The organism is Streptomyces sp. SID11385 (assembly GCF_010548245.1).
Lineage (GTDB): Bacteria > Actinomycetota > Actinomycetes > Streptomycetales > Streptomycetaceae > Streptomyces.
Map to the genome: position 1 here is coordinate 1 of NZ_JAAGLR010000715.1, position 14,749 is coordinate 14,749.

At 73.2% G+C, this 14,749-nt stretch carries 13 protein-coding genes; 12 read left to right on the forward strand and 1 reads right to left on the reverse strand.

Annotated features, from left to right (window positions below; all coding sequences use genetic code 11):
* Positions 1-6 precede the first annotated feature (6 nt).
* The 4 genes from G3I42_RS21570 (at position 7) to G3I42_RS21585 (ending at position 3,716) form a co-directional block, all read left to right on the forward strand.
* Complete coding sequence (locus tag G3I42_RS21570; protein WP_239096598.1) at positions 7-975, forward strand: M24 family metallopeptidase; 969 nt, start codon at positions 7-9, stop codon at positions 973-975.
* Between the two features lie 106 nt (positions 976-1,081).
* A complete protein-coding gene (efp, locus tag G3I42_RS21575; RefSeq protein ID WP_007829302.1) occupies positions 1,082-1,648 on the forward strand; it encodes an elongation factor P in 567 nt (188 codons plus the stop codon).
* Between the two features lie 2 nt (positions 1,649-1,650).
* Positions 1,651-2,085: a transcription antitermination factor NusB gene (nusB, locus tag G3I42_RS21580; protein WP_164288330.1), complete on the forward strand. Its 435-nt coding sequence runs from the start codon at positions 1,651-1,653 to the stop codon at positions 2,083-2,085.
* Positions 2,086-2,231: 146 nt separating this feature from the next.
* Entirely contained in the window at positions 2,232-3,716 is a 1,485-nt protein-coding gene (locus tag G3I42_RS21585; RefSeq protein WP_164288332.1) for an aminotransferase class V-fold PLP-dependent enzyme, read from the forward strand.
* 146 nt (positions 3,717-3,862) lie between these two features.
* On the opposite strand, the gene bldD is transcribed toward G3I42_RS21585, so the two are convergent.
* Entirely contained in the window at positions 3,863-4,363 is a 501-nt protein-coding gene (bldD, locus tag G3I42_RS21590; protein WP_007829306.1) for a transcriptional regulator BldD, read from the reverse strand.
* A 285-nt stretch (positions 4,364-4,648) separates the two neighbouring features.
* Between bldD and pyrR the strand changes: the two genes are divergently transcribed.
* The 8 genes from pyrR to pyrF all read left to right on the forward strand — a co-directional run.
* Entirely contained in the window at positions 4,649-5,233 is a 585-nt protein-coding gene (gene pyrR / locus G3I42_RS21595; RefSeq protein ID WP_164288334.1) for a bifunctional pyr operon transcriptional regulator/uracil phosphoribosyltransferase PyrR, read from the forward strand.
* Between the two features lie 125 nt (positions 5,234-5,358).
* Positions 5,359-6,348, forward strand: coding sequence for an aspartate carbamoyltransferase catalytic subunit (locus G3I42_RS21600; protein ID WP_164288335.1), 990 nt, complete (start codon positions 5,359-5,361; stop codon positions 6,346-6,348).
* Positions 6,349-6,351: 3 nt separating this feature from the next.
* Complete coding sequence (locus tag G3I42_RS21605; RefSeq protein ID WP_164288337.1) at positions 6,352-7,647, forward strand: dihydroorotase; 1,296 nt, start codon at positions 6,352-6,354, stop codon at positions 7,645-7,647.
* Positions 7,644-8,249, forward strand: coding sequence for a hypothetical protein (locus G3I42_RS21610; RefSeq protein WP_164288339.1), 606 nt, complete (start codon positions 7,644-7,646; stop codon positions 8,247-8,249). The genes G3I42_RS21605 and G3I42_RS21610 overlap by 4 nt, the downstream gene beginning before the upstream one ends.
* Complete coding sequence (carA, locus tag G3I42_RS21615; RefSeq protein ID WP_164288341.1) at positions 8,246-9,391, forward strand: glutamine-hydrolyzing carbamoyl-phosphate synthase small subunit; 1,146 nt, start codon at positions 8,246-8,248, stop codon at positions 9,389-9,391. Before G3I42_RS21610 ends, carA begins: the two co-directional genes overlap by 4 nt.
* Complete coding sequence (carB, locus tag G3I42_RS21620; RefSeq protein WP_164288343.1) at positions 9,384-12,698, forward strand: carbamoyl-phosphate synthase large subunit; 3,315 nt, start codon at positions 9,384-9,386, stop codon at positions 12,696-12,698. The genes carA and carB overlap by 8 nt, the downstream gene beginning before the upstream one ends.
* A gap of 123 nt (positions 12,699-12,821) precedes the next feature.
* Entirely contained in the window at positions 12,822-13,931 is a 1,110-nt protein-coding gene (locus tag G3I42_RS21625; protein ID WP_164288345.1) for a quinone-dependent dihydroorotate dehydrogenase, read from the forward strand.
* Positions 13,928-14,749 (forward strand): orotidine-5'-phosphate decarboxylase (gene pyrF, locus G3I42_RS21630; protein ID WP_164288347.1); only part of this gene is annotated, 822 nt, incomplete at its 3' end. The genes G3I42_RS21625 and pyrF, both read left to right, overlap by 4 nt.

Here is a 14,749-nt window from a genome sequence, read left to right on the forward strand (position 1 = left end):
TCCGTCCTGCTGCTCGGCGCCGAGCGCGGCGGCCCCGACGTTCTCTTCACCGCGAGCGCGCCCGGCCACCTCGCCGACGAGTCGCTGCGCGTCCACGTCCTCGCCTGCCCGGCCTCGGACCCCGCCGTCGCCGCCGCCGAGACCGCGGCGGCCGACGGCGCCGAACTCCTCGCCGTCGAGGAGCACCACCTCACTGTCGCCCGCCACCGCACCCTCGCCGACACCGCGCCGCGCCTGCGCCTGGGCGACCTCGGGCGCGGCGTCGAGCAACTGCGGCTCGTCAAGGACGAGGAGGAGATCGGGGCGCTGAGGATCGCCGCCGAGATCGCCGACCAGGCCCTCGGCGAACTCCTGGAGTCGATCCTCGTCGGGCGCACCGAGCGCCACCTCGCCCTGGAGCTGGAGCGCCGCCTCGTCGACCACGGCGCGGACGGCGCCGCCTTCGCCACCTCCGTGGCCACCGGGCCGCACGCCGGGCTCGCCGGGCACCGGCCCACCGACCGCCGGGTCGAGGAGGGCGACTTCCTCTCCGTGTGCCTGGGCGCCACGTACCGCGGCTACCGCAGCGAGATCGGGCGGACGTTCGTCATCGGGACGGCGCCCGAGGAGTGGCAGATCGAGCTCTACGACGCGGTCTTCGCCGCCCAGCGGGCCGGTCGCGAGGCCCTGGTGCCCGGCGCGGCCTGCCGCGACGTGGACCGCGCGGTGCGCCAGGCACTGGAGTCGGCGGGGCACGGCGCGGACCTGCCCGCGGTCAGCGGACACGGGGTGGGGCTGGAAAACGACGAGGACCCGCAGCTGGCCCCGTCCGCCATGGGTAAACTGGACGCTTGTGTGCCGGTCACCGTCGAACCGGGGGTCCACCTCCCGGGCCGGGGCGGGGTCCGGATCGATGACACACTCGTCGTGCGCCCCGAGGCGGACGGCGGGCCCGAGCTACTCACCATCACGACCAAGGAGCTGCTCGCGCTCTAGGGCAGACGGCCCTCGGGCCGGGGCGGCGCCGCGGTCGTCCACCCGCTCTTCCCGAGGTCCCAAGGGCCTGGGGGAGAGGCCCCATCGTCCAGGAGATTCCGCAACCGTGGCTTCCACGAACGACCTCAAGAACGGCCTGGTGCTCAAGCTCGACAACGACCAGCTCTGGTCCGTCGTCGAGTTCCAGCACGTCAAGCCCGGCAAGGGCCCCGCCTTCGTGCGCACCAAGCTGAAGAACGTGCTCTCCGGCAAGGTCGTCGACAAGACCTTCAACGCCGGCGTCAAGGTCGAGACGGCCAACGTCGACAAGCGCGGGATGCAGTTCTCGTACAAGGACGGCGAGTACTTCGTGTTCATGGACATGGACACGTTCGACCAGATCCACGTGGACCCGAAGGTCGTCGGCGACGCCGCCAACTACCTCCTGGAGGGCTTCGAGGCCGTCGTCGCGATGTACGAGGGCAACCCGCTCTACATCGAGCTGCCCGCCGCCGTCGAGCTGGTCATCGCCAACACCGAGCCGGGCGTCCAGGGCGACCGCTCCACCGGCGGCACCAAGCCGGCCGAGCTGGAGACCGGGCACACCATCCAGGTCCCGCTCTTCATCACCACCGGCGAGAAGATCAAGGTCGACACCCGTACCGGCGACTACCTCGGCCGAGTGAACGGCTGATTGTGGCTGCTCGCAATACGGCACGCAAGCGCGCCTTCCAGATCCTCTTCGAGGCCGACCAGCGCGGCACCGACGTCCTCACGGTGCTCGCGGACTGGGTGCGTCACTCCCGCAGCGACACCCAGCAGCCGCCGGTCAGCGAGTACACGATGGAGCTCGTCGAGGGGTACGCGGAGCACGCGCGCCGCATCGACGAGGTCATCGCGAAGTACTCGGTGGACTGGCCGCTGGACCGGATGCCGGTCGTCGACCGCAACATCGTGCGGCTCGGCGCCCACGAACTGGTGTGGGTCGACGGGACGCCGGACGCGGTCGTGATGGACGAGGCGGTGGAACTCGCCAAGGAGTTCTCCACCGACGACTCCCCGGCCTTCGTCAACGGTCTGCTCGGCCGCTTCAAGAACCTCAAGCCCGAACTGCGCGGCCCGGCCGACTGACCGGCCGCCGTACGGTCACGGGCCCGCCCTCGTCTCTCCGGAGCCGGGGGCGGGCCCTTTTCGTACGTCCGGCGCGAGGCCACCATGTGAGGCCCGATCGTCGTCCGGGAGCGCGCGCCGCGCCGCCCCGGACCGGAAGGAGCCGCATGAGCCCGTTCGGACTGCCCCGCCCCGCCGCGCTGCCCGCGCCCGAGGCGGCGATCCTCGCGCGCCTGGCCGCCCTGCGCGGGGGCGACGTCCCCGTCAAGGGCGGGCGCACTCTCGCGTACGTGTACGACGCAGCCGACAGCGCGCTCGACGCGCTCGCCGCCGCGGCGCACGGCGCCTTCGCCGGGGTCAACGGGCTCGACATGACCGTCTTCCCGAGCGTCGTCCGCCTGGAGAACGACCTCGTCGCCCGGGCCGCCGCACTCCTCGGCGGCGCCCCCGGCACGGTCGGCACCTTCACCAGCGGCGGCACCGAGTCCTGCCTCCTCGCCGTGCTCACGGCACGCGAACACGCCCGCGCGGTACGGGGGGTGACGCGCCCCCGGCTCGTGCTGCCGGCCACCGCGCACGCCGCCTTCCACAAGGCCGCACACCTCTTCGGCCTGGAGACGGTCGTCGTCCCCGTCGACCCGGAGACCTTCCGCCCGGACCCCGCCGCCGTGCGCGCGGCCCTCACCGAGGACACCGCGCTCGTCGTCGCCTCCGCGCCCTCGTACGCGCACGGCGTCATCGACCCCGTCGCCGAGATCGCCGGGGCCGCCGCCGCCCGCGGCGTGCCGTGCCACGTGGACGCGTGCATCGGCGGCTGGTACCTCGGCCACCTGCGGCGCGCGCCCGAGGGCGCGGACCTCCCGCCGTTCGACCTCTCCGTGCCGGGCGTGACCTCGCTCTCGGTCGACCTGCACAAGTACGCCTACACGCCGAAGGGCGCCTCGCTGCTGCTCTTCCGGGACGCGGAGCTGCGCCGCCACGGGTGGTTCGCGCACGCCGACTGGCCCGGCTACCCGGTCGTCAACGCGACGCTCCAGGGCACCAAGTCCGCGGGGCCGCTCGCCGCCGCCTGGGCGGTGACCGAGCGGATCGGCACCGAGGGGTACACGGACCTCGCGGTCCGCGTCCACCACGCCCGTACCGCGCTCGCGGACGGCATCGCGCGCGTCCCCGGGCTGCGGGTCCTCGGCGCTCCCGGGGCCTCGCTCCTCGCCGTGGCCGCCGCACCGGGCGGCCCCGACCCCTTCGTCGTCGCCGACGAGATGCGGGCGGCCGGGTGGTACCTCCAGCCGCAGCCGGCGGCGGCCGGCTCGCCCGCCAACGTGCACCTGACCGTCACGGCGGCTGTCGCGGCGCCCGAGACCGTGGAACAGCTCCTGAAGGACCTCGCGGAGGCGGTGGTGCGCGCCCACGCGCACGGCCCGGTCATCCTCGACCCGGCGATCGCCGAGGCCGCGGCGGGGCTCGACCCGGACCGTGTCGGCCCCGCCGAGGTCGCTCTCGCCCTCGACCTCGCGGGTATCGGCGACGGCACCCTCCCCGAGCGGATGGCCCCCGTCCTCGCCGTCCTCCAGGCCCTGCCCCCGCGCCTCGCGGCCCGGCTCCTGCCCGAGGTGATCGGGCGGCTGTACCCGGGGGTGGGGAAGGACTGAGGAGCCTCGGGCCCCGGCCCGCCGGTGCGGGGCCCCGGCCGTCGACCCGTACGGGTGAAGGCGACCGCACACCGGCCCGCGATTACGCCGAAAGGGTGAGCCGGTCAACCCGGCTCACCCTTTCACGCGCTCTTGCGAGGAAGGTCTCAGCCCTCCTCGTGCGCCACCGCCCGGCGCGCGTCCGCGTCCAGCACTCCCCAGCTGATGAGCTGCTCGGTCAGGACCGAGGGGGACTGGTCGTAGATCACGGCGAGGGTGCGCAGGTCGTCCTGGCGGATCGAGAGGACCTTGCCGTTGTAGTCCCCGCGCTGGGACTGGATGGTCGCCGCGTACCGCTGGAGCGGGCCCGCCTTCTCGGCGGGGACGGTGGCCAGACGCTCCAGGTCGAGGACGAGCTTGGGCGGCGGCTCGGCCGCACCGCCGGGCGTGGTGCCCGGCAGCAGCTCCTGGACGGGAACCCCGTAGAAGTCGGCCAGCTCGGCGAGACGCTGAACGGTGACCGCGCGGTCGCCCCGCTCGTACGAACCGACCACGACCGCCTTCCAGCGCCCCTGGGACTTCTCCTCGACACCGTGGAGGGAGAGGCCCTGCTGGGTGCGGATGGCCCGGAGCTTGGCCCCGAGCTGTTTGGCGTATTCGCTGGACATATAGCTCCCCGGACACTGTGACAATGTGCGGCCCAGCCGAGAAGGCTGGTGACTCACGGTGAGGTTACGCAGCGTGATTTGCCTGCGTCAAGCGGAACCGGTGGACCTCCCTCCCCCAGCTTTCGGCCGGGGGACCCCCAAACGCCGTTCCCCGCGTGGTTACAGGCGTCACCGGCCGCGGGGGCAGGGGGGTTCCCGTCCTCATTCTTGCCCCTGGTAGCGTGGGTGGCGCAATTCAGACGTCCTTTAAGAGCCGTCCCGTGAGGCGGAGAAGGAGGTCCCTTCATGGACAGCCACACCCCGGACCACCCCCTCGAAGAGGAGCCCGGCGGGCCCCGGCCCGTGCTCGAAGGCCCCGACATCGCGAGGGTGCTCACCCGCATCGCCCACGAGATCGTCGAACGCGCCAAGGGCGCCGACGACGTGGTGCTGCTCGGCATCCCCACCCGCGGGGTGCACCTCGCGGAGCGCCTCGCCGCGAAACTCGCCGCGATCACCGGGCGCCCGGTCCCCACCGGCTCGCTCGACATCACGATGTACCGCGACGACCTGCGCCTCAAGCCCGCCCGCGCCCTCGGCCGCACCGAGATCCCCGCCGAAGGACTCGACGGACGCCTCGTCGTCCTCGTCGACGACGTGCTCTTCTCCGGCCGCACCATCCGCGCCGCGCTCGACGCGCTCGGCGACATCGGCCGCCCCCGCGCCGTCCAGCTCGCCGTCCTCGTCGACCGGGGCCACCGCGAGCTGCCGATCCGCGCCGACTACGTCGGCAAGAACCTCCCCACCTCGCTGCGCGAGACCGTCAAGGTGCAGCTCACCGAGGAGGACGGCCGCGACGCCGTGCTGCTCGGCGGCACCGCCCCGCGCTAGCGCGCACCCGTAGACCCCCGCTCGCCCGAACGGGTGAGACGGCGTGCCCGCACGCCCGCGCGCGGCCGAGCGCCGCCCCGCCGCCGTACCCCCAGACCTCACCGAGCCGTACCCAGGAGCCCCGGATGATGCGACACCTCATCTCGGCCGCCGACCTCTCCCGCGACGAAGCCGTCCAGATCCTCGACACCGCCGAGGAAATGGCGCGGGTGGCCGACCGGCCCATCAAGAAACTGCCGACCCTGCGCGGCCGCACCGTGGTCAACCTCTTCTTCGAGGACTCCACCCGCACCCGCACCTCCTTCGAGGTCGCCGAGAAGCGCCTCTCCGCCGACGTCATCAACTTCGCCGCCAAGGGCTCCAGCGTCTCCAAGGGCGAATCGCTCAAGGACACCGCGCAGACCCTGGAGGCCATGGGCGTCGACGCCGTCGTCGTCCGGCACGGCGCCTCGGGCGCCCCGCAGCGCCTGGCCACGACGGGCTGGATCGACGCCGCCGTCATCAACGCGGGCGACGGCACCCACCAGCACCCCACCCAGGCCCTCCTGGACGCCTTCACGCTCCGCCGCAGGCTCCTCGGCCCCGAGCCGATGGGCGCCGACCTGGCGGGCCGCCGCGTCACCCTCGTCGGCGACATCCTGCACAGCCGCGTTGCGCGCTCCAACGTGGACCTGCTCCACACCCTGGGCGCCCACGTCACCCTCGTCGCCCCGCCGACCCTGCTCCCGGTCGGCGCCGAGACCTGGCCCTGCGAGATCTCCTACGACCTCGACGCGGCCCTGCCCGGAGCCGACGCCGTCATGATGCTGCGCGTCCAGCGCGAGCGGATGAACGCCGCGTACTTCCCGACCGAGCGCGAGTACGCGCGCCGCTACGGGCTGGACGCCCAGCGCATGGCGCGGATGCCCGAGCACGCCGTCGTCATGCACCCCGGGCCGATGGTGCGCGGCATGGAGATCACCGCCGAGGTCGCCGACTCGCCGCGCTGCACCGTGATCGAACAGGTCGCCAACGGCGTCTCCGTCCGCATGGCCGTGCTCTACCTGCTGCTCGGCGGCCAGGAACCCGCCCCCACCCACAGCCGCCCCGCCGCCGCCCAGACCGAGGAGAAGTAAGCCATGACCTCCCAGCGCACGACCCTGATCCGCGGCGCCCGCGTCCTCGGCGGCGACCCCGTCGACGTCCTGATCGACGGCGAGACGATCGCCCGGGTCGGCCCCGGCATCGAGGCGGGCGACGCGACCGTGGTCGAGGCCGCCGGCCACGTCCTCCTCCCCGGCCTCGTCGACCTCCACACCCACCTGCGCGAGCCGGGCCGCGAGGACTCCGAGACCGTCCTCACCGGCACCCGCGCCGCCGCCAAGGGCGGCTACACCGCCGTCCACGCCATGGCGAACACCTTCCCCGTCGCCGACACCGCGGGCGTCGTCGAGCAGGTGTGGCGCCTCGGCCGCGAGTCCGGCTACTGCGACGTGCAGCCCGTCGGCGCCGTCACCGTCGGCCTGGAGGGCAGGAAACTCGCCGAACTCGGCGCGATGCACGACTCCGCCGCCGCCGTGAAGGTCTTCTCCGACGACGGCAAGTGCGTGGACGACGCCGTGATCATGCGGCGCGCCCTGGAGTACGTGAAGGCCTTCGGCGGCGTCGTCGCGCAGCACGCCCAGGAGCCGCGCCTGACCGAAGGCGCCCAGATGAACGAGGGCACCGTCTCCGCGGAACTCGGCCTCGGCGGCTGGCCCGCCGTCGCCGAGGAGTCCGTCATCGCCCGCGACGTCCTCCTCGCCGCCCACGTCGGCTCCCGCCTGCACGTGTGCCACGTCTCCACCGCCGGCTCGGTCGAGATCGTCCGCTGGGCCAAGTCCAAGGGCTGGGACGTCACCGCCGAGGTCACCCCGCACCACCTCCTGCTCACCGACGAGCTGGTCCGCGGCTACGACCCCGTCTACAAGGTCAACCCGCCGCTGCGCACCGAGGCCGACGTCCAGGCCCTGCGCGCCGGGCTCGCCGACGGCACCATCGACTGCGTCGCCACCGACCACGCCCCGCACCCGCAGGAGGACAAGGACTGCGAGTGGGCCGCCGCCGCGATGGGCATGGTCGGCCTGGAGACCGCGCTCCCCGTCGTCCAGCACGCCATGGTCGACACCGGGCTCCTCGACTGGGCCGGCGTCGCCGAGCGCATGTCCTTCCGCCCGGCCCGCATCGGCCGCCTCGAAGGACACGGCCGCCCGATCGCCGCCGGTGAGCCCGCGAACCTGACTCTCCTCGACCCCGGCTACCGTGGAACGGTGGACCCCGCCGGGTTCGCCTCCCGCAGCAGGAACACCCCCTACCGGGGCCTGGACCTGCCGGGACGCGTCACCCACACCTTCCTGCGGGGCCGCGCGACCCTCGTCGACGGGACCCTCGCGTGACCTACCTCACCGCCACGGCGGACACCCTGCTCGCCGACGGGCAGAAGTCCGCCGACGTGACCGACTGGGCCGGCCGCATCGGCTGGATCGTCGGGCTGCTGCTCTTCATCACCCTCGTGTACTGGCTCATGCGCGAGGGCTGGAAGTGGCGCGGCACCCTCCAGTCCGGGCTGCCCGCACTCCCCGCGGTCCCCGAGGACCCCGCCGAGCCGAGCCTCACGCTCAGCGGCCGCTACCACGGCTCCACGACCGCCGGGCAGTGGCTCGACCGGATCGTCGCGCACGGCCTCGGCACCCGCAGCCGCGCCGAGCTGAGCCTGCGCCCCGCCGGCCTCACCGTGGAGCGCCCCGGAGCGCCCGGCTTCTTCGTCCCCACCGCAGCGCTGCGCGGCGCCCGCCTCGACAAGGGCATCGCCGGGAAGGTCCTCACCGAGAACGGCCTCCTCGTCGTCACCTGGGCCCACGGGGACACCCTCATCGACTCCGGCTTCCGCTCCGAGCGGGCCGCCGAGCACCCCGCGTGGGTCGCCGCCCTCAACGCCGCGAGCGGCACCCACGCGCAGAACCACCCGACCACCACGACGGAAGGCGCCGCACGATGACGACCTCCACTCAGGGGCGCCAGCAGACGCCCGCTGCCGTACTCGTCCTGGAGGACGGCCGTGTCTTTCGCGGCCGCGCCTACGGGGCCGTGGGGGAGACCTTCGGCGAAGCCGTCTTCTCCACCGGCATGACCGGCTACCAGGAGACCCTGACCGACCCCTCCTACCACCGCCAGGTCGTCGTCATGACGGCCCCGCACATCGGCAACACCGGCGTCAACGACGAGGACCCCGAGTCCCGCCGCGTCTGGGTCGCCGGCTACGTCGTCCGCGACCCCGCGCGCCGCCCCTCCAGCTGGCGCTCGCGGCGCACCCTGGACGAGGAGCTGGAGCGGCAGGGCGTCGTCGGGATCTCCGGGATCGACACCCGCGCCCTCACCCGCCACCTGCGCGAGCGCGGCGCGATGCGCGTCGGCATCTTCAGCGGCGAGACGCTTCCGAGCGACGCCGAGGCCCTGGAGCGGGTCCGGCAGGCCCCCGAGATGAAGGGCGCCGACCTCTCCGCCGAGGTCGCCACCGAGCAGGCGTACGTCGTCCCCGCGGTCGGCGAGAAGAGGTTCACCGTCGCCGCGATCGACCTCGGCATCAAGGGCATGACCCCGCACCGCATGGCCGAGCGCGGCATCGAGGTGCACGTCCTGCCCGCCACCGCGAGCGCCGAGGACGTCTACGCGGTCGCGCCCGACGGCGTGTTCTTCTCCAACGGCCCCGGCGACCCCCAGACCGCCGAGCACCCCGTCGCCCTCATGCGCGAGGTCCTGGAGCGCGGCACCCCGCTCTTCGGGATCTGCTTCGGCAACCAGATCCTCGGCCGCGCGCTCGGCTTCGGCACGTACAAGCTCAAGTACGGCCACCGCGGCATCAACCAGCCCGTTCAGGACCGCGCCACCGGCAAGGTCGAGGTCACCGCGCACAACCACGGCTTCGCCGTCGACGCGCCCCTCGACAAGGTCTCCGACACCCCCTACGGGCGCGTCGAGGTCTCCCACGTGTGCCTCAACGACAACGTCGTCGAAGGGCTCCAGCTCCTGGACCGCCCCGCTTTCAGCGTCCAGTACCACCCCGAAGCGGCCGCGGGTCCGCACGACGCCGCGTACCTCTTCGACCGCTTCACGTCTTTGATGGAGGGCCAGCGTGCCTAAGCGCACCGATATCCAGTCCGTCCTGGTCATCGGCTCCGGCCCGATCGTCATCGGCCAGGCCGCGGAGTTCGACTACTCGGGCACCCAGGCGTGCCGCGTCCTGCGGGCCGAGGGCCTGCGCGTGATCCTCGTCAACTCCAACCCGGCGACGATCATGACCGACCCGGAGATCGCCGACGCCACGTACGTCGAGCCGATCACGCCCGAGTACGTCGAGAAGATCATCGCCAAGGAGCGCCCCGACGTCCTCCTGCCGACCCTCGGCGGGCAGACCGCGCTCAACACGGCGATCTCCCTGCACGACGCGGGGACGCTGGAGAAGTACGGCGTCGAGCTGATCGGCGCCAACGTCGAGGCCATCAACAAGGGCGAGGACCGCGAGCTGTTCAAGGGCGTCGTCGAGGAGGTGCGCAAGAAGATCGGCCACGGCGAGTCCGCCCGCTCGGTCATCTGCCACTCCATGGACGACGTCCTCGCCGGCGTCGACACCCTCGGCGGCTACCCCGTCGTCGTGCGCCCCTCGTTCACGATGGGCGGCGCGGGCTCCGGCTTCGCGCACGACGAGGAGGAACTGCGCCGCATCGCCGGTCAGGGCCTCACGCTCTCGCCGACCACCGAGGTCCTCCTGGAGGAGTCCATCCTCGGCTGGAAGGAGTACGAGCTGGAGCTGATGCGCGACCGCAACGACAACGTCGTGGTCGTCTGCTCCATCGAGAACTTCGACCCCATGGGCGTGCACACCGGGGACTCGATCACCGTCGCCCCCGCCATGACCCTCACCGACCGCGAGTACCAGCGCCTGCGCGACATCGGCATCGCGATCATCCGCGAGGTCGGCGTCGACACCGGCGGCTGCAACATCCAGTTCGCGGTGAACCCCGAGGACGGCCGGATCATCGTCATCGAGATGAACCCGCGCGTCTCCCGCTCCTCGGCGCTCGCCTCGAAGGCCACCGGCTTCCCGATCGCCAAGATCGCCGCGAAGCTCGCCGTCGGCTACACGCTCGACGAGATCCCCAACGACATCACCGAGCAGACCCCGGCCTCCTTCGAGCCGACCCTCGATTACGTCGTCGTCAAGGCCCCCCGCTTCGCCTTCGAGAAGTTCCCCTCCGCCGACTCCACCCTCACCACGACCATGAAGTCGGTCGGCGAGGCCATGGCGATCGGCCGCAACTTCACCGAGGCGTTCCAGAAGGCGCTGCGCTCCCTGGAGAAGAAGGGCAGCCAGTTCGACTTCGCCGGGCCGACCGGCGACAAGGACGCGCTGCTCCGCCTCGCCGAGCGCCCCACCGACGGCCGCGTCAACACCGTCATGGCCGCGATCCGCGCCGGGGCGACGCCCGAGGAGGTCTTCGACCACACCCGGATCGACCCCTGGTTCGTCGACCAGCTCTTCCTCCTCAAGGAGATCGCCGACGAACTCGCCGGGGCCCCCGAGCTGACCCGCGAACTCCTCGCCGAGGCCAAGCACCACGGCTTCTCCGACCAGCAGATCGCCGCGGTGCGCGGCCTGCGCGAGGACGTCGTGCGGGAGGTCCGCCACGCTCTCGCGCTGCGGCCCGTGTACAAGACCGTCGACACGTGCGCCGCCGAGTTCGCCGCCCGGACCCCGTACTTCTACTCCTCCTACGACGAGGAGAGCGAGGTCGCGCCGCGCGAGAAGCCCGCCGTGATCATCCTCGGCTCGGGCCCCAACCGCATCGGCCAGGGCATCGAGTTCGACTACTCCTGCGTCCACGCCTCCTTCGCGCTCAGCGAGGCCGGCTACGAGACCGTCATGGTCAACTGCAACCCCGAGACCGTCTCCACCGACTACGACACCTCCGACCGGCTCTACTTCGAGCCGCTCACCCTGGAGGACGTCCTGGAGATCGTCCACGCCGAGCAGCAGGCCGGGCCCGTCGCCGGTGTCCTCGTCCAGCTCGGCGGGCAGACCCCGCTCGGTCTCGCGCAGGCGCTCAAGGACAACGGCGTGCCCATCGTCGGCACCTCGCCCGAGGCGATCGACGCCGCCGAGGACCGCGGCGCCTTCGGCCGCGTCCTCGCCGAGGCCGGGCTGCCCGCGCCCAAGCACGGCACCGCGACGACCTTCGCCGGGGCCAAGGCCATCGCCGACGAGATCGGCTACCCCGTCCTGGTCCGGCCCTCGTACGTGCTCGGCGGACGCGGCATGGAGATCGTCTACGATGAGACCCGGCTCGCCTCGTACATCGAGGAGTCCACCGAGATCAGCCCCTCCCGCCCGGTCCTCGTCGACCGCTTCCTCGACGACACGATCGAGATCGACGTCGACGCGCTCTACGACGGCGAGGAGCTGTACCTCGGCGGCGTCATGGAGCACATCGAGGAGGCCGGTATCCACTCCGGCGACTCGGCGTGCGCCCTGCCGCCCATCACGCTCGGCGGCTACGACATCAAGCGGCTGCGCACCTCCACCGAGGCGATCGCCAGGGGCGTCGGCGTGCGCGGGCTGATCAACATCCAGTTCGCGCTCTCCGGCGACATCCTGTACGTCCTGGAGGCCAACCCGCGCGCCTCGCGGACCGTGCCCTTCACCTCGAAGGCCACCGCCGTCCCGCTCGCGAAGGCCGCCGCGCGCATCTCGCTCGGCGCCACCGTCGCCGAGCTGCGCGCCGAAGGGCTCCTCCCCGCCGCCGGGGACGGCGGCACCCTGCCGCTGGACGCGCCGATCTCCGTCAAGGAGGCCGTCATGCCCTGGTCGCGCTTCCGCGACACCTCGGGGCGCGGCGTGGACACCGTCCTCGGCCCGGAGATGCGCTCCACCGGCGAGGTCATGGGCATCGACGCCGTCTTCGGCAGCGCGTACGCGAAGTCGCAGGCCGGCGCCTACGGGCCGCTGCCCCTCAAGGGCCGCGCGTTCATCTCGGTCGCCAACCGCGACAAGCGCGCGATGATCTTCCCCGCCCGCGAACTCGCCCAGCGCGGCTTCGAACTGCTCGCGACCTCCGGCACCGCCGAGGTCCTCCAGCGCCACGGCATCCCCGCGACCGTCGTGCGCAAGCAGTACGAGGGCGAGGGCCCGGCCGGCGAGAAGACGATCGTCCAGCTCATCCACGAGGGCGGCGTCGACCTCATCGTCAACACGCCCTACGGCACCAGCGGGCGGCTCGACGGCTACGAGATCCGCACCGCCGCCGTCGCGCGCGCCGTGCCCTGCCTCACCACGGTCCAGGCGCTCGCCGCCGCAGTCCAGGGCATCGAGGCGCTCGGCAGGGGCGCGACGGGCGTCGCCTCGCTCCAGGAGCACGCGGAGCGCCTGACGGCGGCCCGCGAGGAGGCGTAGGTCCCTGAAGCGGTACGAGGGGGACATCGTTTTTCGGGCGGTGTCCCCCTCGCCATGCCCACCGCCCCCGCACCCCACCAGCCCGCTGCCACGCCGCCCCGCCGACCCGGACGGACCCCTCCCGTGTACGCACTCTTCTTCCGCCTCTTCTTCCGGCGCATGGACCCCGAACGCGCCCACCACCTCGCCTTCCGCTGGATCCGCCTCGCCGCCCGCGTCCCGGTCCTGCGCACCTTCGCCGCCGCCGTGCTCGACCCGCACCCGGCGAACCTGCGCACCGAGGCCCTCGGCCTGCGTCTGCACAGCCCCTTCGGCCTCGCCGCCGGCTTCGACAAGAACGCCGTCGGCATCGACGGCATGGCGATGCTCGGCTTCGACCACGTCGAGATCGGCACGGTCACCGCCGCACCGCAGCCGGGCAACCCGAAGAAGCGCCTCTTCCGCCTCGTCGCCGACCGCGCCGTCATCAACCGCATGGGCTTCAACAACGAGGGCTCCGCCGCCGTCGCGGCCCGTCTCGCCGCGCGCCGCCCCGTCCTGCGCACGACGGTCGGCGTCAACATCGGCAAGACGAAGGTCGTCCCCGAGGCGGAGGCCGTCGCCGACTACGTCGCCTCCACGCGCCGCCTCGCGGCGCACGCGGACTACCTCGTCGTCAACGTCTCCTCGCCCAACACCCCCGGACTGCGCAACCTCCAGGCCACCGAGGCGCTGCGCCCGCTGCTCGGCGCGGTGCGCGCCGAGGCCGACCGCGCGGTCCCGCACCGCCGTGTACCGCTCCTCGTCAAGATCGCCCCCGACCTCGCGGACGAGGACGTCGACGCCGTCGCCGACCTCGCCGTCGAACTCGGCCTGGACGGCATCATCGCGACCAACACCACGATCGCCCGCGAGGGCCTCGGCCTGCGCTCCGCGCCCGCCCTCGTCCAGGAGACCGGCGGCCTGTCGGGCGCCCCGGTCAAAGCCCGCTCCCTGGAGGTCCTGCGGCGCCTGTACGCGCGGGTCGGCGACCGCCTCGTGCTGATCGGCGTGGGCGGCGTCGACACGGCCGACGACGCCTGGGAACGCGTCCTCGCCGGGGCGACCCTCGTCCAGGGCTACACCGCGTTCCTCTACCGGGGCCCCTTCTGGGCCCGGGACATCAAGAAGGGTCTCGCGGCGCGCCTCGCCGCGAGCCCGTACGCCACGCTCGCCGAAGCGGTGGGCGCCGACACCCGGAAGGCCCGCGCATGACCACCCCCGAGCCCTTCGGCGCGCGCCTGCGCCACGCCATGGACACCCGCGGCGCCCTGTGCGCGGGCATCGACCCGCACGCCGCGCTTCTGCGCGAGTGGGGCCTGGACGACGACATCGCGGGCCTGGAGCGCTTCACGCACACCGTCGTCGAGGCCCTCGCGGACCGCGTCGCCGTCCTCAAGCCGCAGTCCGCCTTCTTCGAGCGCTTCGGCTCGCGCGGCCTCGCCGTGCTGGAGCGCGCCGTCGCCGACGCGCGCGCCGCCGGGGCCCTCGTCCTGCTCGACGCCAAGCGCGGCGACATCGGCTCCACGATGGCCGCCTACGCGGCGACCTACCTCGACCCCGCCTCGCCGCTCTTCTCGGACGCCGTCACCGTCTCGCCCTACCTCGGATACGGCTCGCTGCGCCCCGCGCTCGACGCCGCCGCCGAGACCGGCGCCGGGGTCTTCGTCCTCGCGCTCACCTCCAACCCCGAGGGCGCCGAGGTGCAGGGGGCGCGCGCGGCGGACGGCCGCAGCCTCGCGCAGGTGATGCTCGACCACCTCGCCGCCGAGAACGCCGGGGCGCGCCCGCTCGGCTCCTTCGGCGCGGTCGTCGGCGCGACCCTCGGCCGGACGGAGGCCGACCTCGCGATCAACGGGCCGCTCCTCGCCCCCGGCATCGGCGCCCAGGGCGCGACCCCCGCCGACCTCCCCGCGCTCTTCGGCGCGCAGGCGCGGAACGTCGTGCCGAGCGTGAGCCGGGGCATCCTGCGCGCGGGACCCTCGGTGGCCGGTCTGCGCGAGGCGGCGGAACGGCTGACCGACGAGATCCGG

Excerpts from the sequence above, each read along its gene's own strand:
- G3I42_RS21585 (WP_164288332.1), top strand. The coding sequence starts at position 2,232 with ATGAGCCCGTTCGGACTGCCCCGCCCCGCCGCGCTGCCCGCGCCCGAG.
- bldD (WP_007829306.1), bottom strand. The coding sequence starts at position 4,363 with ATGTCCAGCGAATACGCCAAACAGCTCGGGGCCAAGCTCCGGGCCATC.
- pyrR (WP_164288334.1), top strand. The coding sequence starts at position 4,649 with ATGGACAGCCACACCCCGGACCACCCCCTCGAAGAGGAGCCCGGCGGG.
- G3I42_RS21600 (WP_164288335.1), top strand. The coding sequence starts at position 5,359 with ATGATGCGACACCTCATCTCGGCCGCCGACCTCTCCCGCGACGAAGCC.
- G3I42_RS21605 (WP_164288337.1), top strand. The coding sequence starts at position 6,352 with ATGACCTCCCAGCGCACGACCCTGATCCGCGGCGCCCGCGTCCTCGGC.
- carA (WP_164288341.1), top strand. The coding sequence starts at position 8,246 with ATGACGACCTCCACTCAGGGGCGCCAGCAGACGCCCGCTGCCGTACTC.